This window comes from Streptomyces sp. NRRL S-1813, assembly GCF_000719605.1.
Classification (GTDB): domain Bacteria; phylum Actinomycetota; class Actinomycetes; order Streptomycetales; family Streptomycetaceae; genus Streptomyces; species Streptomyces decoyicus.
In genome coordinates this window covers 813,751-833,158 of sequence record NZ_JOHB01000001.1, presented here as the reverse complement: position 1 = coordinate 833,158, position 19,408 = coordinate 813,751, and the positions used below count along the sequence as shown (strand labels likewise).

The following is a 19,408-nucleotide window of genomic DNA, read 5'->3' as shown; positions in this document are numbered from 1 at the left end:
AGCATGAACAACCCATCCTACGGATCGTCACCGCGCGAGCGGAGCACCGACCGGCCTCGGGGCCGTCGGGGCGCCCGGGGCCCTGCGGCCGGGCGGGGAAACCGGTTCTCAGCGGTCGGCGATCCGCATCTCGAACCAGGTCGTCTTGCCGCGGGGCAGCAGATCCACGCCCCAGCGGTCGGAGAGCTTGTCGACGAGGAAGAGGCCTCGGCCGCTGATGTCCATTTCCTGGACCGGCATGAGACAGGGCAGACCGCGGGACGGGTCGCGCACCTCGATACGGAGCCAGCCACGTCGGCGGAGCATCCGCAGCCCGAACGTGCGGGCGCCGGTGTGCCGCACGGCGTTGCCGACCAGCTCGGAGACCAGCAGCACGGCGTGCTCGGTGAGCTGGGGGGTCAGGGACCACTGTTTGAGGAGTACGGCGGCGGTCAGCCGGCGGGCGATGCCGGCGGACTGGGGGCGCGAGGGGAGCCGGACCTCGCCGAGGGTCGGGTCACCGACCAGATCGAGTGCCGCCGACACCGGTTTGCGAGGAGCCTGTGCGGTGTCCTCGCCCCCCTCGGGGATGCCCCATCGCGCGGCGGCCGTATCCCTCCGCGGCCGCGGCTGCTCCATTCCTTCGAGGCCCGCCATGCCTCCCATCATGGCCGCTGCGTGGCGTCCACGGGGGCGGAACCGACGGAATCGATTGTCCGGAATCGTCGGTTCCAGCCCCCCGGTGAGACATATGCCAACGGCAGTTAAGGTTTCGGTGCGCCCCGGCTGACCTGCGACGACACCGGGCCCGCGAAGGAACGACCGAGCAGATCAACAAGGTGCCCTTAAGGCGCAATTAAGCCTTTTCCTTGTCGCCCACACGAGGCATTACCTCCCGGGCAAACCTCAGAAGCCCCATCAACACCAGCAATTTCAGAGGAACTTGGCCTTGCCCGGCCCCTCCTCGACGAAGCTGCGCATACCCGTCTCCCGGTCCTCGGTCGCGAACAGCCCCGCAAACCAGTTGCGTTCGATGGTCAGGCCGGTGTCGATGTCCGTCTCCAGGCCCGCGTCGACGGATTCCTTGGCGGCCCGCAGCGCCAGCGCGGGGCCGGCCGCCAGCCGTGCCGCCCAGGCGTGCGCCTGCTCGTAGACCTCGGCGGCCGGCACCACCCGGTCGACCAGGCCGAGGGTGAGCGCCTCCTCGGCCTTCACCTGACGGCCGGTGAAGATCAGGTCCTTGGCCTTGGACGGGCCCACCAGCCGCGCCAGCCGCTGGGTGCCGCCGGCCCCCGGGATCAGGCCCAGCAGGATCTCCGGCTGGCCGAGCTTGGCGTTGTCAGCCGCGATCCGGAAGTCGGCACAGAGCGCCAACTCGCAGCCGCCACCGAGCGCATAGCCGGTGATCGCGGCGACGACCGGCTTGGGGATTTGGGCCACGGCGGTGAACGAGTCCTGTAGGGCCTTGGAGCGCACGACCATGGCCGGGTGGTCCATGGCCTGCATTTCCTTGATGTCCGCGCCGGCCGCGAACACCTTCTCGCCGCCCCACACGACAACGGCACGCACATCGTCGCGGCGGGTGACCTCCTCGGCCAGCTCGCGCAGCCGGTCCTGGGTGGCGATGTCCAGTGCGTTCATCGGCGGACGGTCCAGGCGGATGGTGCCGACGCCGTCGGCGACCTCGAAATTCACAGTCATGCGGGAAGGTTAGTACGCGTTAACGCCGTCGGGCCCGGTGCACTCCGTCACAGTGCACCGGGCCCGGTCGTCTTCCGGCCGCCCTACTGGCGGGCCTTCCACGTCTCCCAGGAGAGGTTCCAGTCGCTGAAGCCGTTGTCGGGCTGGATCGTTTCGTCATGCGAGTTCTTGACGATGACCACATCGCCGACGACGGAGTTGCGGAAGAACCACGCCGCCGGGGTGGAGCTGTCGCCGCCACCGCGCTGGTCGAAGAGGCCCACACAGCCGTGGCTGGCGTTGCGGTTGCCGAAGGTCGCGCTGCCCGACCAGTAGTTGCCGTGGAGGAACGTGCCGGAGGTGCTCAGCCGCAGCGCATGCGGGACGTCCTTGATGTCGTACTCGCCGCCGAAGCCGACGGTGTCACCGTTCATCCGCGTCACGAGATGCTTCTCGCTGATCACCATCTTGCCGTTGTACGTCTCGGTGCCCGGCGCGCCCGAGGTGATCGGGATGGTCTTGATCTTCTTGCCGTCGCGGACCACGGTCATCTTCTTCGACTCGGCGTCGACCGTGCTGACCTGGCTGCGGCCGACGGTGAAGGAGACCTCCTTGGTCTGGGTGCCGTAGACACCGGGCCGGCCCTCGACGCCGTTGAGGTCGAGCTTGAGGGTGACCTTGGTTCCGGGCGCCCAGTACTTCTCGGGGCGGAAGTCGAGGCGGTCGTTGCCGAACCAGTGGCCCTCGACCGGGACCGACGGCTTCGCGGTGACCTTGATGGCGTCCTCGACGGCCCGGGGATCGGTGATGCCGCGGGTGAAGTGGATCGAGACCGGCATCCCGACGCCGACCTGCTGGCCGTTCTCGGGGCTGTACTGGCCGATGAAGGTGTTCTTGGGGACGAGGGTGGTGAAGCTGGAGTGCTCGGCGGCCGCCCGGCCCTTGCCGTCCACCGCTATGGCGTCGACGGTGTACTCCGTCGAGGCGCCCAGATGGCCGCTCGGCTGCCACAGGGCGCCGCTGCCCGCTATCTTCCCGTCGACCTCGTTGCCCTTGCCGTCCTTGACCTTGACGGACTTGAGCCTGCCCTTCTGGGCGGTCACCTTCAGCGCGCCGCTGGTGGCGACGTCATGCGCGCCGTCCTTGGGCGCTATCGTCACGGCGGCCTGCGAAGCGGCCTTGTCCCCGCCCGCCTTGCCGGCCGGACTGTCCTCGTCGCCGTCGCCGCCACATGCGGTCACCAGCAGCAACACCGCCCCGAGCACCAGGGCCGGCGGGCCGCCCCTGTGCGGCCACCGACGCCGGCGAGCCGGCTCCCCCGAATTCGGCTGGACGTTCACAACTGGCCCCTTTTCCCCTCGCACGGCCCGCAGTCCCCCGCGCGCGGGTGCGGACAGCCGCGCGCTTGCCGTTAGATAACCACACCGCGGTGACAGTGAACTCCCCGTGAATGTCACCGTTCAGTCCCAAGTGCGGGGGTGGTGCGGGGGCAGGGGGCGGGCGGTGCTGCGGGCCGGTGCCCGGTCAGTCCAGCGCGGACCCGGCCCGCCACAGCTCCCAGGGCATGTTCCAGCCGCCGAGGCCGTTGTCCGGCGCGACCGTACGCTCCGGGGAGTGCTGCACCACCACGGTGTCGCCGACGATCGAGCGGCCGAAGAACCAGCCCGCCGGGGTGTGCGGGCCGCCGCCCTTGATGTCCTTGAGCCCGACGCAGCCATGGCTGGTGTTGAGGCCCCCGAAGATCTCGGGCGGCGCCCAGTAGTTGCCGTGGAGGAAGGTCCCGGACCTGGTGAGGCGCATGGCGTGCGGCACGTCCGGGATGTCGTACTCGCCGCCGAAGCCGACGGTGTCGCCGTCCATGCGGGTCATCGAGTGCCGCTCCAGGATCACCATCTTCCCGTTGTAGGTGGGGTTCTCGTCGTCGCCCGCGGTGACCGGCAGCACCGCCACCACCCGGCCGCCCTGGTGCACCGTCATGGTGTGCCGGGCGGCATCGATGACGCTGACCTGGTCCCGGCCCACCCGGTAGTGGACGGTCCTGCGCTGCGTCCCGTAGGCGCCCGGCCCGGCCTTCACCCCGCGCAGCCGCAGCTCTGCCGTGATCTCGGTACCCGGGCGCCAGCGCTCACGGGGCCGGAAGTCCAGCCGGCGGTGGCCGAACCAGTGGGCGGCGATCTCGACGGCGGGCCGGGCGCTGACCCTGACGGCGCGTTCGACGGCCGCGCGGTCGGCGAGCGGCCGGTTGAAGACCAGCGAGAAGATCAGGCCGGTGCCGACCGTGGCGTCGCTCTGCGGGGAGAAGTGGCCGGTGAAGCGGTGTGCGGGTACGGAGGTGGTGAAAGTGGTGTGGCGGGCCGAGCGGTGGCCTGCGCCGTCCAGCGCCACCGCGTCGACGGTGTACTTCGCGCCGAGTTGGAGACGTCCTGGCACCGGCCGCCAGGCCATGCCGTCCGGCGAGATCCGCCCGGCGACCGGCTGCCGTCCGGCGTCACCGGTCCGGCTGACCTCGACCCGCTCCAGCCGCCCCTGAGGCACCCGGACCTCGAACCGCCCGTCGGCGCGCACACCGTGCGCGCCGTTGTGCGGGATGACCCTGATCGTCTCCTCCGGGGAGCGCGGTTTGCCGCCGACGAACACCTCCGCGTCCGCGCAGCCGGCCAGCGCCACCGCCCCGGCGAGCCCGGCCACGGCGGCGAGGACGACGCGGGTACGGCGGGCCGCCCGTGCCGCCGCCCGACGGCCCGTCCAGACCTGCGCCCGGTCCGGCACCCGGCCCCGCACACGGTTTCCCTGGCGGTGCTTTGCTCGGTCCCCTGCTCGGTTGTGCTGATGGGCGGTCATATACCGGATTGTGACGGATGATGCTCAAGTTAGGAGGTATGCCGCGTAACGGAATGTCACGGACACGTAAGGCGGAACAATCAGCCCTCGCCGCGAGAAGCGTGAGGCAACGCCTGGTTGCGGGCAGAACAACGGGGAGGGCGGGGACACCTGCACGGCCGGGACTCCTCCAGCTGACGCTGGGCGGTACCCCCCATGCCGGGGACACCGCCCGACCGAGCCATGAGCCGCAGGAGGCCGGCACGTGTCGAGCGCACCCGAGCAGGAGGCGGTGGCGGATGAACCACTCGCCCCACCCGCTGACATCCGTCCCGGCAACCCCACGCCCCTAGGGGCCCGATACCGCACCGGCCCCGATGGCATCGCCGGCACCAACTTCGCCCTGTGGGCGGGCGGCGCCGAGGCCGTGGAACTGTGTCTCTTCGACGACGCGGAGCGCGAGACGCGCCATGCGCTGACCGAGCTCACCCACGAGATCTGGCACGGCTTCCTGCCCGGCGTCCGCCCCGGCCAGCGCTACGGCTACCGGGTGCACGGCCGCTGGGACCCCTGGAGCGGCGCCCGCTGGAACCCGGCGAAGCTGCTGCTGGACCCGTATGCCAGGGCCGTGGACGGCGACTTCGGCACCCGTACGGAGCCGTCCGGGGCGGGGTCCGCACTGCCCGGCCAGCTCTACGGGCACGTCCGCGACTGGCCGCAGCAGCAGGCCGCCGACACCGTGCGCGACGACCGGGACTCGGCACCGTACGTCCCCAAGGGCGTCGTGGTCGGCGAGGACACCGGGGACGAGGGCGGCGCCGACGAATGGGAGGACGACCGCAGGCCGAAGACGCCGTGGCCGGATTCCGTCCTTTACGAACTGCATGTGCGCGGCTTCACGATGCGTCACCCCGGTATTCCGGAGCGGCTGCGCGGCACGTACGCGGGGCTCGCGCACCCCGCCGCGCTGGAGCACCTCGTCCGGCTCGGCGTCACCGCCGTCGAGCTGCTGCCCGTCCACCAGTTCGCGCACGAGGACCATCTGGTGCGCCGGGGGCTGCGCAACTACTGGGGCTACAACTCCATCGGCTACTTCGCGCCGCATGCCGGATACGCCGCCACCGGGACCCGGGGGCAGCAGGTCGGTGAGTTCAAGCGGATGGTGCGGGCGCTGCACGACGCCGGCATCGAGGTGATCCTCGACGTCGTCTACAACCACACCGCGGAGGCCGGCGAGCTGGGCCCGACGCTCTCCCTGCGGGGCATCGACAACCGCGGCTACTACCGTCTGGCGGGCGAGGCCCGCCGCTACACCGACTACACCGGCTGCGGCAACACCCTGCATGTCGTCCAGCCCCATGTCCTGCGTCTGATCACCGATTCGCTGCGCTACTGGGTCACCGAGATGGGCGTGGACGGCTTCCGCTTCGATCTGGCGGCCGCACTGGCCCGCTCCATGCACGATGTCGACATGCTCTCCCCGTTCCTCGCGGTGATCGCTCAGGACCCGGTGCTGCGCCGGGTCAAGCTGATCGCCGAGCCCTGGGACGTGGGATCGGGCGGCTACCAGGTCGGCGCCTTCCCGCCGCTGTGGACGGAGTGGAACGACCGCTACCGCGACACCGTCCGCGACTTCTGGCGCGGTGCCCAGCACGATGTCCGCGATCTGGGATACCGCCTCTCCGGATCGAGCGACCTGTACGCCTGGGGCGGCCGCCGCCCGTACGCCTCGGTCAATTTCATCACCGCGCACGACGGCTTCACCCTCCGCGACCTGGTCACCTACGAGCACAAGCGCAACGCGGACAACGGTGAGGGCAACCGCGACGGCACCCACGACAACCGGTCCTGGAACTGCGGTGCCGAGGGCGAGACCGACGACCCGGACGTCACCGCACTGCGCCACCGCCAGCTGCGCAATCTCCTGACCACCCTCCTGCTGTCGACGGGCGTGCCGATGCTGGTCGCCGGTGACGAGATGGGCCGCACCCAGCACGGCAACAACAACGCCTACTGCCAGGACAACGCGACCAGTTGGCTCGACTGGTCGTTGCTGGAGGACCCCCGGTGGCGGCCGCTGGCCGGCCTCGCCGCCCGGCTCATCGCCCTGCGCCGCGCCCACCCCGTGCTCCGCCGCCGGGCGTTCTTCTCCGGGCGGCCGCATCAGCAGGGCGGTCTGCGCGATCTCGCCTGGTTCACCGCGGACGGTACGGAGATGGCCGAGCAGGACTGGTACACCCCGGGAGCCACGCTGGGCATGTACCTCTCCGGGAACGACATCTCCCAGCGCGACGCCCGGGGCATCCGCATCGTCGACGACAGCTTCCTCGCCGTGCTCCACGCCGCCGCCCACCCCCGCCCGTTCACCCTCCCCGGACCGCCCTGGGCCCGCGCCTACGAGCTCCTCGTCGACACGGCCAGGGAGGAGCAGCCGGGGGCGGCGGAACCGCCGTACGCGGCCGGCAGCACGGTCACGCCGGCCGGACGGTCGGTGACGCTGTTCCGGGCGGTGCCGGGCTGAGGCGAGGGCGGCCGCGGCACGGGGCCATCGGCGGTGGGGCGGCCGGACCTCGGCGCGGGGCGGCTCCGGCCGGCCCGCGGCGGAGCGGCTCGAAACAGCGGGCGGGGGGGCCGGTCCGGGGAAAACCGCATGAGCGTTGTCAGTGACGCGCCTTACGCTCGCGAGTGATGGCCGATACCGCGCACACCTCGCCCCCGCCCGACCGGACCGCCTCACCTCAACACTCCGCAGTGCGCTCGCTGTTGCGCCTGTGGCCGTTCGCCCGGCCCGTGCGGGTGCGCCTGTTCACGGCCGCGTTCGTGGGCGTGCTCGCCTCGTGCATCGGCCTGGTCATCCCGCTGGTGCTCAAGTGGATGGTGGACGGGCCCGTGGCGGAGCGCGATCCGGGCGGGGTGTGGCTCGGTGGCGCGTACCTGTTGCTGCTCGGGGTCGCGGAGGCGCTGCTGTTCGGGCTGCGGCGCCGGCTGGTGGCGCGTCCGCTGGCCGGGGTGGAGGCGGCGATGCGTGACGCGCTGTACCGCCATCTCCAGCGGCTGCCGGTCGCCTTCCACGACCGCTGGTCCTCGGGCCAGTTGTTGTCGCGCGGCACGACCGACCTTCAGCTGGTGCGCCTGTTCCTCGCCTTCCCTCTGACGTTTCTGCTGGTCAACGCCACCACCATCCTGGTGGGCGCGGTGCTCCTGCTGGTCCAGCGGTGGTCGCTGGGGCTGGTGCTGCTGGCGCCGGTGGTGCCGCTGATGGTGCTGTGCTCGGTCTTCGAGGCGAAGTACGGTCGCGCCGGACCCAGGACCAGCTGGGCGATCTGACGACGGTGGTCGAGGAGTCGGTGCTCGGCATCCGCATCATCAAGGGCTTCGGACGGCATCGCAGCCAGGCACGGGCCTTCAGGGAGCTGACGCACGCGCTGCGTACGTCCGAACTCCGCAAGGCGCGGCTGCTGGCCTGGATCCTGGGGTTCAACACCACGCTCCCGGAGATCGCGATCGGCGGCGCCCTGGTGCTCGGCACGCTCCAGGTGGCCGACGGCGTGCTGTCCGCGGGCACCCTCGTCGCCTTCCTGTCGACCGCGCTGGCGTTGCGCTGGCCGGTGGAGTCGATCGGTTTCCTGCTGGCCATGGGCAACGAGGCGGCGACGGCCAGCGACCGGTACTTCGAGGTCATGGACGTGCCGGCGGTGGAGGCACCGGGTACGAGCGCACCGGGTACGAGCGCACCCGGTACGGACGCACCCGGTACGGACGCACCCGGTACGGGCGCACCGGGTACGGGCGCTCCGGACCGGCGCGAATCGGCCACGGAGAGACCGACCCCGCAGGACCCGGCCCTGAAGGGACCAGCCCTGACGGAACCGGCCGCGCAGGAACCAGCCGCGCAGGACCCGGCATCCGCCGGTACCGGCGGGCTGGTCTTCTCCGGTGTCGAGTTCCGCTACCCCGACGCGCCGCCGGACTCCCCGCCCCTCCTCAAGGACATCACCCTGCACATCCGGCCCGGCGAGACGATGGCGCTGGTCGGGGCGACGGGCAGCGGGAAGACCACCCTCACGGCGCTGGTGCCGCGGCTGTACGACCCCACGGCGGGCCGGATCCGCCTCGACGGGCGCGATCTGGCGACGCTCGGCCGGGACGAGGTCCGTGCACTGGTCGCGGTGGCCTTCGAGGAGCCGACGCTCTTCTCGGCGACCGTCGCGGAGAACGTGCTGATGGGCGGGGAGAACGCCCAGGAGAGCGATCTCCGGCGGGCGTTGGCGGTGGCGCAGGCCGAGGGCTTCGTCGGCGCTCTCCCCGAAGGCAGTGCGACCCAGGTCGGCGAGCAGGGGCTGAGCCTGTCCGGCGGGCAGCGGCAACGGCTCGCCCTGGCCCGTGCCGTGGTCGGCCGCCCGCGCTTCCTGATCCTCGACGATCCGCTCTCCGCCCTCGATGTGCACACCGAAGCCCTGGTGGAGGCGGCGCTGCGCCGGGTCCTGGCGACCACCACCGCCCTGGTCGTCGCCCACCGGCCGTCCACGGTCCTGCTCGCCGACCGGGTGGCGCTGCTCTCCGGCGGCCGGATCGCCGCCGTCGGCACCCACCACCAACTGCTGCGGGACAACCCCGAGTACACCGCCCTGATGTCCGGCGAGGGAGAGGCCGCCCGATGACCACCACCGCGACTGGTCTCCCGCCCGACGACCCCGAGGGCCGCCCCGGCCCGCAGCAGCAGCCCCCTTCCGCACCGCGGCGGCCGGAGACCGAGGACTCCCCCGCAGCCGACTCCTTCGCCCTCGATGCGCTCCCCACCCCCAAGGGCGCCTCGCGCACCCTCCTCGGCTCGCTCCTGGCGCCGCAGCGGCGCCGGGTCCGGACGGTGGCCGTCCTGCTGCTGCTCCAGCAGGCCGCCGTGCAGGCCGGTCCGCTGCTGGTCGCCTACGCGCTCGACCGCGCGGTCCCGGCGCTGCGGGCGGGCGATCACGGGCCGCTGATCGCCGTGGCGGTGGCGGCGGTGCTGTGCGCGGGGGCGTCCGGCGGGCTCCAGTTCGGCTTCATCCAGCTCTCCGCGCGAGTCAGCCAGGAGGTCCTGCTCGACCTCCGCGGGCGGATCTTCCGGCATGCGCAGGCGCTGAGCCTGGACTTCCACGAGCGCTATACGTCCGGCCGGCTGATCTCACGGGCCACCACGGACGTGGAGTCGCTGCGCGAACTCCTCGAAGAGGGGCTCCAGGAGCTGGTCACCATCATCCTGTCGACCGTCTGCATCACCGCCACCCTGGCCTACCTGGACTGGGGCTTCGGCGCGGCCGCCCTCGCCTCCGCCGGGCCGCTCGCCCTCCTCGTACGCTCCTTCCGGCGCCGTTCGCACCGGGTCTTCAGCGCGAAGTCCACGGCGATGGCGGGCGTCATCGTGAAGTTCACCGAGACCCTGAACGGCATCCGCCCGGTGCAGGCGTTCCGCCGCGAGCGGCCCAACGACGCCGCATTCGCCCGGCTCAACCACGAGCACGCACGGATCAACGGCGACACCTTCCTGGAGATGGCGCGCTATGTCGTCCTCTCCCGGCTGGCGGCCAATACCGCGGTCGCCGCGATCGTCCTGTGGGGCGCCTACCGCGTGGCCACGGGCGGCCTGGCGCTCGGCGTCCTGGCCGCCGGGGTGCTCTATCTTCGGCGGCTGTACGACCCCATCGACCGCCTCGGGATGTTCCTCAACTCCTATGAAAGCGCGGCCGCTTCCCTCCAGAAGATCGCCGGACTGCTCGCCCGGCGCCCCGGCGTCCCCGAGCCCGGGGCACCCGCCACGCTTCCGGCCGTCGCGCCCGGCCACCCGGGCCGCGAGGCCGTCTTCCACGACGTCCGCTTCGCCTACCGCACCGGCGGCGAGGTGCTGCCGCGCTTCGACCTGACCCTTGCGGCGGGCACCACTGTCGCCGTGGTGGGTGCCACCGGCGCCGGCAAGTCCACCCTCGCCAAGCTGCTGGCCCGCTTCTACGACCCCACCGAGGGCCAGGTGCTGCTCGACGGCGTCGATCTGCGCGCACTGTCCACCACCACGCTGCGCCGCGGCGTCGTCATGGTCACCCAGGAGGCGTTCCTGTTCTCCGGCACGGTCGCCGACAACATCGCCCTCGGCCGCCCGGACGCCACCCGCGAGGAGATCGAACACGCCGCGAAGGCCATCGGCGCCCACGACTTCATCGCCGCCCTGCCGGACGGCTACGACACCGATGTCCGCAAGCGCGGCGGCCGGATCTCCGCCGGCCAGCGCCAACTGGTCGGCTTCGCCCGCGCCCTGCTCGCCGACCCCGCCGTGCTCATCCTCGACGAGGCCACCAGCTCCCTGGACATCCCCGGTGAACGAGCGGTGCAGCGCGCCATGACCACGGTGCTGCAAGGCCGTACGGCCCTGGTGATCGCGCACCGCCTCTCGACCGTCGACATCGCCGACCGGGTCCTGGTGATGGCCGACGGCCGGATCGTCGAGGACGGCCCGCCGGCGCACCTCATCGCCGACCGGGGCCGGTTCGCCGAGCTGCATCAGGCGTGGCGGGACAGCGTGGGGTAGGGGGCGGAGACGGCATGAGGGGGCGGACGGCATGAGGGGGCGGACGGCATGACGGATACGGCGGGCGGGCCGGGAGTTCCCCGCCATCGCAGTGCCGGGCGGTATCTGTGGTGGCTGGTGGCGAGCCAGCGGGGGCGGGTGGCGGCGGGCGCCTCGTACGGAAGTCTGTGGATGGTGGGGCTGATGCTGCCGCCGTATGTGCTGTCGCGGGCCATCGACGACGGGCTGGTGCCGGGCCGGATGCCGGTGCTGGCCGGCTGGGTGGCGGTGCTGCTGGCGGTCGGGGCGGTGAACGCCTGGCTGGCGGTCCTGCGGCATCGCACGATGACCCGTATCCGGATGGACGCCACCTTCCGTACGGTGCGGGCCGTGGTGGCGCAGACGCTGCGGCTGGGAGCGGCACTGCCCCACAAGGTGACCGCCGGGGAGGTCGTCACGATCGGGATCGGCGATGTCGCGGTGATCAGCCAGACGCTGACGATGACCGGGCCCGGCGTCGGCGGGGTGCTGGCGTACGCCGTCGTCGCCGTGCTGCTGCTGGCCGTCTCGCCGCTGCTGGCCGCGGTGGTGCTGCTGGGTGTGCCGCTGCTCGCGGTGCTGGTCGGGCCGCTGCTGGGACGGTTGCAGGGAGCGGAGACGCGGTACCGCGAGCGGCAGAGCGGGCTGGCCGCACAGCTGACGGACCTGGTCGGCGGACTGCGGGTGCTCAACGGCCTGGGCGGGAAAGAGGTGTTCGCCGACCGCTACCGGCGCGCGTCCCAGGCGCTGCGCGGCGAGGGGTACCGCGTCGGGTCGGTGACGAGCTGGGTCCAGGCCCTCGGGGTCGGCCTGCCGACGCTGTTCCTGGCCGCGGTGACCTGGCCGGCGGCCCGGATGGCGGTCCAAGGGACCATCACCGTGGGCGAGTTGGTGGCGGTCTACGGCTATGCGGCGGCCCTGGTGGTGCCGGTGTCGTTCTTCATCGAGGGCGGCTACGACCTCACCCGGGGGCTGGTGGCCGCCCGGCGGGTCGTACGGTTCCTGGCGCTGGAGCCGGAGCGCGCGAGGGGTGTCCGTGCGGCACGGGACGCTCCCGGCGCCGCCTCCGTGCTGCGTGATCCGGCGTCGGGTGTCGAGGTGGTTCCCGGGCTGCTGACCGCACTGGCCACCGCCCGGCCGGCCGAGTCGGCGGCGGTGGTCGACCGCCTCGGCCGGTTCGCGGATCCGGCCGCGACCTGGGGCGCGGTACGTCTCGACGAGATCGCGCCACGGCAGCTCCGCGAGCGGATCCTGGTCGCGGACAACGAAGCGGATCTGTTCGCCGGGACGCTGCGCGAGGTGGTCGCCGGGCGCCGGGACCCGTCCGAGGAGGCGATCGGCCGCGCCGTCCGGACGGCCGTGGCCGAGGACATCGTCCGCGGTCTGCCGGACGGGCTGGGCGCACCGGTCGAGGCGCAGGGCCGCAATCTCTCCGGCGGGCAGCGACAGCGGCTGCGCCTGGTGCGGGCGCTGCTGGCCGACCCCGAGGTGCTGCTCGCCGTCGAACCGGCCTCGGCCGTCGACGCGCACACCGAGGCGGCCCTCGCGACCCGGCTGCACACCGCCCGCGCCGGTCGTACGACGGTGGTCACCAGCACCTCGCCCCTGCTGCTCGACCGGGCCGACCGGGTGTATTTCCTCGTCGACGGCACGGTCGCGGCCGTCGGCAGCCACCGTGAACTCCTCGACGAGCAGCCCGGATACCGCCGCCTGGTCTCTCGGGGCGAGGGCGACGGCGACGGGGGCGCGGACGCGGAAGGCGACGGCACCCACATCGTGAGCGCGCCCGAGGCGCCCGTGACAGAGGAGGGCGCGCGATGACGTCGACCACCACCCGGCCCGGACGGACCGACGACGACGGGCTGCCGGACGGTGCGGCGCTCCCGGTGGCCGACCGGGCCACCACCCGGCGGGCCGCGCTGCGACTGATCCGGCGGGACGGCCGGGCCTTCGCCCTGATGCTCGCGCTGAACGCACTGGCCGCGGGCGCCGGCCTGGCCGGCCCCTGGCTGCTCGGCCGGATCGTCGACACGGTCCGGGACGGCGGCGGGGTGCGCACGGTGGACCGGCTGGCGGCGGCCCTGGTGGTGTGCGCGGTGGCGCAGCTGCTGCTGGCGCGGTACGCCCGGTTCGTCGGGCACCGCTTCGGCGAACGGACCGTGGCGCGGGTCCGCGAGCAGTACGTCGACCGGGCGCTGGCGCTGCCCGCCGCGACGGTGGAGCGGGCGGGTACCGGCGATCTGACGGCCCGCGGCACGACGGATGTCACCGCGGTCGCACAGACGCTGCGGGACGCCGCGCCGGAGGTGTTCATCGCCGTGTCGCAGGCGCTGTTCCTGCTGGCCGCGGTGGTGGTGCTCGATCCGCTGCTCGGCGCGTGCGGACTGGGACTGCTGTGCGGCCTGGTCGCGGTCCGGTGGTATCTGCGCCGGGCCCGTACCGCGTATCTGGCGGAGGGGGCGGCGACCTCGGCGCTCGCCGAGCTGCTGGCGGCCACCGCCGCGGGCGCCCGGACCGTCGAGGCCCTGGGGCTCGAGGAGCGCCGGACGGCGGCGAGCGAGCAGGCCATCGAGCGGTGCCGCCGCACCCGCACCCGCACGCTGTTCCTGCGCAGTGTGCTGCTGCCCGCCGTGGACCTCTCGTACGTCCTCCCGGTGATCGGCGTGCTGCTGGTCGGCGGGGCGATGCAGGGGCGGGGCGGCATCAGCCTGGGCGTGGTGGTCTCCGCGGCGCTGTATCTGCGGCAGCTGTCCGAACCGCTTCAGACGATCCTGCTCTGGGTCGAACAACTCCAGAGCAGCGGCGCCGCGTTCGCCCGTGTCGAGGGCCTGGGCCGGGCACCGCGGACCACCGGGGCCGCCCCCGCGGCCCTCCTGCCCCGCCCCTCCCCGGAGCCCTCCCCCGTCCCCGCCGCCCCCGCCGACGACCGCATCGATGTCACCGCCGTCCACTACGCCTACGACCCCGGGGGCAGCGGCCCGCGACCCGCCGCCCCTCGCGATGTCCTGCACGGTGTGGACCTGACCGTCCGCCCCGGCGAACGCCTCGCCCTGGTCGGCCCGTCGGGAGCCGGCAAATCCACCCTGGGACGGCTGCTGGCGGGCATCGACGCGCCGCGCAGCGGCTCGGTGACCGTCGGCCGGGTGCCGGTCGCCGCGCTGGATCCGGAGGTGCTGCGCCGGCAGGTCGTCCTCGTGACCCAGGAGCACCACGTCTTCCTCGGCACCGTCCGGGACAATCTGCGGATCGCCGCGCCCGATGCCGATGACGCCACGCTGCGCGGCGCACTTGCCGCCGTGGGGGCCGACTGGGCCGCCGAGCTGCCGGCCGGCCTGGACACCGAACTGGGCTCCGGCGGCCATCGTCCCGACGGCGCCCAGTCCCAGCAACTGGCCCTGGCCCGGGTGGTGCTGGCGGATCCGCACACCCTGATCCTGGACGAGGCGACCGCGCTGCTCGACCCCCGTACGGCACGGCACACGGAACGCGCGCTGGCCGCCGTCCTGAAGGGCCGTACGGTCATCGCCATCGCGCACCGCCTGCACACCGCACACGACGCGGACCGGGTGGCCGTCATGGAGGCCGGCCGGCTGACCGAACTCGGCACCCATGACGAGCTGGTGGCGGCGGACGGCGCGTATGCCGCGCTGTGGCGCTCCTGGCATAGCTAGGGCGGTCCGCAAAGTCCCGCCCCCGGTGCACCGAGGCGCCCGGCGGGGCGGATCTTCAGGGGACGGGATCCGGACGGCTATGAGCTGCGGCGGGAGCGGTTTCCGGAGGTTTGAAAGGGCCTGGACGGGTCGCGCGGCCGATCACGGGCCGTCCGGCTACCGGACACCGATTTCGCGCAACGGCCGGTTTCCGGCCAATCGTTGAACGGACCCTGACAACAAGCCACTTGTGGTGGGACTCTTCCCGGCAACCGCCGCACGGATCCCCACAGCACCACATCCCGCGGCCGCAGGTACCGCCTGCTCCACCGGCACCACCCGTACGTCCAGCACCTCCCGTACGTCTCCCCCCACACGCTCCAAGAGTTCTGCCTCGCTCTGCCCGGACGGCCGCTTCGCCGCCCGGTCCCCCTCGGCCGCCTCGCCACGCAGCGGCCACCGCAGAAGGAGTCAGTGTGAGACGCACCCCCCATGGACGCGCCGTTGCGACCGGCGCACTCGTCGCCGTCACGGCGATGCTGGCAGTCGGCGTCCAGGCCGGCACCGGCACGGCGGCCGCCCCGCGGCCGGGCACCACGCACGCCACCCCCGATCCCGGCGCCCTGCCGGCCAAGCTGTCCCCGTCCCAGCGTGCGGAGCTGATACGGGCAGCCGGCGCCACCACCGCCGAGACCGCGCGGCAGCTGAAGCTCGGCGCGAAGGAGAAGCTGGCCGTCAAGGACGTCTCGAAGGACGTCGACGGCACCGTCCACACCCGCTACGAGCGCACCTACGACGGACTGCCCGTCCTCGGCGGCGACCTCGTGGTGCACGAGAGCAAGGGCGGCACGCTCAAGGGCGTCACCAAGGCCGTGCGCTCCCAGATCAAGCTCGCCGGCACCACCGCGAAGGTGAAGCCCGCCGCGGCCGAGGCGAAGGCCGTCAAGTCGGCGCAGGCGCTCGGGTCGAAGAAGACCGAGGCCTCGAAGGCACCGCGCAAGGTGGTCTGGGTCGCCGACGGCAAGCCGCTGCTCGCGTACGAAACCGTGGTCGGCGGGCTCCAGGACGACGGCACCCCCAACGAGCTGCACGTCATCACGGATGCCACGACCGGGGCCAAGCTCTTCCAGTACCAGGGCATCGAGAACGGCGTCGGCAACACCCAGTACAGCGGCAAGGTCACCGTCGGATCGTCGGGCTCGGCGCCGAACTTCTCGCTGACCGACCCCACCCGCGGCAACCACAAGACCTACGACCTCAAGCACGGCTCCTCCGGGACCGGCACGCTGTTCACCGACGCGGACGACACCTGGGGCGACGGCACCCCGCAGAACACCCAGACGGCGGGTGCCGACGCGGCCTTCGGTGCCCAGGTGACCTGGGACTACTACAAGAACGTGCACGGCCGCAGCGGCATCAAGGGCGACGGCGTCGGCGCCTACTCCCGGGCGCACTACGGCAACAGCTACGTCAACGCCTTCTGGGACGACGGCTGCTTCTGCATGACGTACGGCGACGGCAGCGGCAACTCCGCCCCGCTGACCTCCATCGACGTGGCCGGCCACGAGATGTCGCACGGTGTCACCGCGGCCACCGCCGACCTCACCTACAGCGGTGAGTCCGGCGGCCTGAACGAGGCGACCTCCGACATCTTCGGTACGGCGGTGGAGTTCTACGCCAACACCTCCTCCGACCCCGGTGACTACCTCATCGGCGAGAAGATCGACATCAATGGCGACGGCACCCCGCTGCGCTACATGGACAAGCCGTCCAAGGACGGTGCGTCGGCCGACTACTGGTCGAGCAACGTCGGCAACAAGGACGTGCACTACTCGTCCGGTGTCGCCAACCACTTCTTCTACCTGCTGTCCGAGGGCAGCGGCCCGAAGGACATCGGCGGCGTCCACTACGACAGCCCGACCTTCGACAATCTGCCGGTCCCGGGCATCGGCCGGGCCAACGCCGAGAAGGTCTGGTTCAAGGCACTCAGCCAGTACATGAGCGCCAACACCAACTACGCGGCCGCCCGCACCGCCACCCTCAAGGCCGCCGCCGACCTGTTCGGTGAGGGCAGCGCCTCGTACAACACGGTCGCCAACACCTGGGCGGCGGTCAACGTCGGCTCCCGCGTCCCGGACAGCGGCGCGGTCTCCGTCACCAACCCGGGCGGCCAGACCAGCACCGTGGGCCAGGCGGCGAGCCTCCAGATCAAGGCGAGCAGCGGCACCGCGGGAGCGCTGTCGTACGCGGCGACCGGGCTGCCCGCCGGGCTGTCGATCAACGCGACCACCGGTCTGATCTCCGGTACGCCGACCACGGCCGGCACCGGCAGTGTGACGGTCACGGTCACCGACGCCGCGAAGAAGACCGGTACCACCGCCTTCACCTGGACCATCAACCCGGCCGGCGGCAGCAACGTCTTCGAGAACACCGACGACGTGGCGATCCCGGACGCCGGTGCGGCGGTCACCTCACCGCTCAATGTCGGCCGCACCGGCAACGCACCGAGCACGCTGAAGGTCGCGGTGGACATCGTGCACACCTACCGCGGTGACCTGGTCGTGGACCTGATCGCCCCGGACGGCACGGCCTACCGGCTGAAGAACTCCAGCGCCTTCGACTCGGCGGCCGACGTGAAGACGACCTACACCGTCAACGCCTCCTCGGAGAAGGCGAGCGGGACCTGGAAACTTCGGGTCCAGGACGTCTACTCTCAGGACTCCGGCTACATCAACGGCTGGAAGCTGACGTTCTGACCGGACGTCGGCACTCAGCCTTCACCCTCGTGTGATTCAGGCGGGCCGGTGCCTCAAGAACCTCGCAACTGACCTGTCAGGGCAAGCCTGTTGGGCGTCACTCCCGGATACTCGGGGGTGGCGCCCAGCTCCGTTATACGAACAGCGATCACCTCTCTACGGACATTTTTCAGCCAATCTCCGAACACCCTCCTGACATGCACGTGTTCGAAATGGCAGTCTTCCCGAACGCACGTCACACCCGCATCGCTTTGCACCCCCACCACTTGGCAAAGTTGAAGGAGCACGCGTGACCCCCCACATGTCCCGTAAGACCCGTGTCGCCGGTACCGCCATAGCCGCAGCGGCCCTCCTGGCCGCCGGCATCACCGCAGGTACCGCCGGTGCCTCGCCCGTCCAGGCCCCCACCGCGGACGGTTCACCCCTCAAGCTCAGTGCCTCGCACCGCGCGGAACTGCTGCGCGACGCGGGCGCCACCAAGGCGCAGACCGCCAAGGAACTCGGCCTGGGCGCCCAGGAGAAGCTGGTCGTCAAGGACGTCATCAAGGACGCCGACGGCACCACGCACACCCGCTACGACCGCACCTACGCCGGACTGCCGGTGCTGGGCGGCGACCTGATCGTGCACACCGCCAAGGGCGGCGCGATCAAGAGCACCACCAAGTCGACCGGCAAGTCGGTCAAGGTGGCCTCCACCACGGCGAAGATCGCCCCGACGGCCGCCGCGCAGTCGGCGCAGGGCACCGCGGCGAAGTCGCTCAGCGCGAAGAAGGCCGACGCGCAGGCCCCCAAGAAGGTCGTCTGGGCCGCCTCCGGCAAGCCCGTCCTCGCCTACGACACCATCGTCAAGGGCGTCAAGAAGGACGGCACCCCCAGCCGGATGCACGTCATCACCGACGCCAACAGCGGCAAGAAGCTGTTCCAGTACGACGACATTCGCACCGGCAAGGGCGAGAGCGAGTTCAGCGGCAGCGTCGAGCTGGGCACCACCAAGGAGGGCAGCGGCTTCACGCTGACCGACAAGGAGCGCGGCGGTCACAAGACCAGCAACCTGGAGAACTCCGAGTCCGGTGAGGGCAAGGCCTTCACGGACGAGGACGACAAGTGGGGCACCGGCAAGCCCGACGACCCGCAGACCGCGGCCGTCGACGCGCACTACGGTGCCGCCGAGACCTGGGACTACTACAAGACGGTGCACGGCCGCGCCGGCATCAAGGGTGACGGCAAGGGTGCCTCCTCGCGCGTCCACTACGGCAACAACTACGTGAACGCCTTCTGGGACGACGACTGCTTCTGCATGACGTACGGCGACGGCGAGGGCAACAAGGCCCCGCTCACCGCCATCGACGTCGCGGCGCACGAGATGTCGCACGGTGTCACCTCCGCCACCGCCAACCTCACCTACAGCGGTGAGTCCGGCGGCCTGAACGAGGGCACCTCGGACATCTTCGGTACCTCGGTCGAGTTCTACGCCAAGAACGACAAGGACCCGGGCGACTACCTCATCGGCGAGAAGATCGACATCAACGGTGACGGCACGCCGCTGCGCTACATGGACAAGCCGTCCAAGGACGGTCAGTCGAAGGACTTCTGGGACTCCAGCACCGGTGGCCTCGACCCGCACTACTCCTCGGGCGTCGCCAACCACTTCTTCTACCTGCTGTCCGAGGGCAGCGGCCCGAAGGAGATCGGTGGCGTGAAGTACGACAGCCCGACGAAGGACAACACCAAGGTCGAGGGCATCGGCCGGGACAAGGCCGAGAAGATCTGGTTCAAGGCCCTGACCGAGTACATGACCTCGAACACCGACTACAAGGCCGCCCGTGAGGCGACCGTCAAGGCGGCCACCGACCTGTACAAGGCCGGCAGCCCCGAGGTCAAGGGCGTCGAGGCCGCGTGGGACGGCGTCGCCGTCAAGTGACGCACCGCGCGGGAACGCGCTGATC

General features: G+C 71.7%; 10 protein-coding genes and 1 pseudogene. 7 read left to right on the top strand and 4 right to left on the bottom strand.

Going from position 1 to position 19,408, the window contains the following annotated elements; translation table 11 throughout:
- Positions 1-108 precede the first annotated feature (108 nt).
- The 4 genes from IF67_RS0103780 to IF67_RS0103765 all read right to left on the bottom strand — a co-directional run bounded on the left by IF67_RS0103780 (position 109) and on the right by IF67_RS0103765 (position 4,440).
- Positions 109-648, bottom strand: a complete 540-nt coding sequence (locus IF67_RS0103780; RefSeq protein ID WP_030982069.1) for an ATP-binding protein — start codon at positions 646-648, stop codon at positions 109-111.
- A gap of 264 nt (positions 649-912) precedes the next feature.
- Complete coding sequence (locus IF67_RS0103775) at positions 913-1,680, bottom strand: enoyl-CoA hydratase/isomerase family protein (protein WP_030982067.1); 768 nt, start codon at positions 1,678-1,680, stop codon at positions 913-915.
- Positions 1,681-1,763: 83 nt separating this feature from the next.
- Positions 1,764-2,999, bottom strand: coding sequence for a L,D-transpeptidase (locus tag IF67_RS0103770; RefSeq protein WP_078889245.1), 1,236 nt, complete (start codon positions 2,997-2,999; stop codon positions 1,764-1,766).
- A 184-nt stretch (positions 3,000-3,183) separates the two neighbouring features.
- A complete protein-coding gene (locus IF67_RS0103765; RefSeq protein WP_030982064.1) occupies positions 3,184-4,440 on the bottom strand; it encodes a L,D-transpeptidase in 1,257 nt (418 codons plus the stop codon).
- Positions 4,441-4,744: 304 nt separating this feature from the next.
- Between IF67_RS0103765 and glgX the strand changes: the two genes are divergently transcribed.
- The 7 genes and pseudogenes from glgX to IF67_RS0103730 all read left to right on the top strand — a co-directional run bounded on the left by glgX (position 4,745) and on the right by IF67_RS0103730 (position 19,383).
- A complete protein-coding gene (glgX, locus tag IF67_RS0103760) occupies positions 4,745-7,000 on the top strand; it encodes a glycogen debranching protein GlgX (protein WP_030982063.1) in 2,256 nt (751 codons plus the stop codon).
- Positions 7,001-7,167: 167 nt separating this feature from the next.
- A pseudogene (locus IF67_RS38750) lies at positions 7,168-9,140 on the top strand (ABC transporter transmembrane domain-containing protein).
- On the top strand, positions 9,137-11,038 hold the full coding sequence (locus tag IF67_RS0103750) for an ABC transporter ATP-binding protein (RefSeq protein WP_030982062.1): 1,902 nt from the start codon (positions 9,137-9,139) through the stop codon (positions 11,036-11,038). The pseudogene IF67_RS38750 and the gene IF67_RS0103750 overlap by 4 nt, the downstream one beginning before the upstream one ends.
- A 48-nt stretch (positions 11,039-11,086) precedes the next feature.
- Positions 11,087-12,877 (top strand): ABC transporter ATP-binding protein, encoded by a 1,791-nt coding sequence (locus tag IF67_RS0103745; protein WP_030982061.1) that lies wholly within the window; start codon positions 11,087-11,089, stop codon positions 12,875-12,877.
- Entirely contained in the window at positions 12,874-14,727 is a 1,854-nt protein-coding gene (locus IF67_RS0103740) for an ABC transporter ATP-binding protein (protein WP_051817513.1), read from the top strand. The genes IF67_RS0103745 and IF67_RS0103740 overlap by 4 nt, the downstream gene beginning before the upstream one ends.
- Before the next feature lie 455 nt (positions 14,728-15,182).
- Entirely contained in the window at positions 15,183-17,462 is a 2,280-nt protein-coding gene (locus tag IF67_RS0103735) for a M4 family metallopeptidase (protein WP_030982059.1), read from the top strand.
- A 301-nt stretch (positions 17,463-17,763) separates the two neighbouring features.
- Positions 17,764-19,383, top strand: a complete 1,620-nt coding sequence (locus IF67_RS0103730; protein ID WP_234340976.1) for a M4 family metallopeptidase — start codon at positions 17,764-17,766, stop codon at positions 19,381-19,383.
- The last annotated feature ends 25 nt before the right edge of the window (positions 19,384-19,408 follow it).

What these genes read in the sequence shown, in the direction of transcription:
- IF67_RS0103780 (WP_030982069.1), bottom strand. Translation starts at nt 648, where the DNA reads ATGATGGGAGGCATGGCGGGCCTCGAAGGAATGGAGCAGCCGCGGCCG.
- IF67_RS0103775 (WP_030982067.1), bottom strand. Translation starts at nt 1,680, where the DNA reads ATGACTGTGAATTTCGAGGTCGCCGACGGCGTCGGCACCATCCGCCTG.
- IF67_RS0103750 (WP_030982062.1), top strand. Translation starts at nt 9,137, where the DNA reads ATGACCACCACCGCGACTGGTCTCCCGCCCGACGACCCCGAGGGCCGC.
- IF67_RS0103745 (WP_030982061.1), top strand. Translation starts at nt 11,087, where the DNA reads ATGACGGATACGGCGGGCGGGCCGGGAGTTCCCCGCCATCGCAGTGCC.
- IF67_RS0103740 (WP_051817513.1), top strand. Translation starts at nt 12,874, where the DNA reads ATGACGTCGACCACCACCCGGCCCGGACGGACCGACGACGACGGGCTG.
- IF67_RS0103730 (WP_234340976.1), top strand. Translation starts at nt 17,764, where the DNA reads ATGTCCCGTAAGACCCGTGTCGCCGGTACCGCCATAGCCGCAGCGGCC.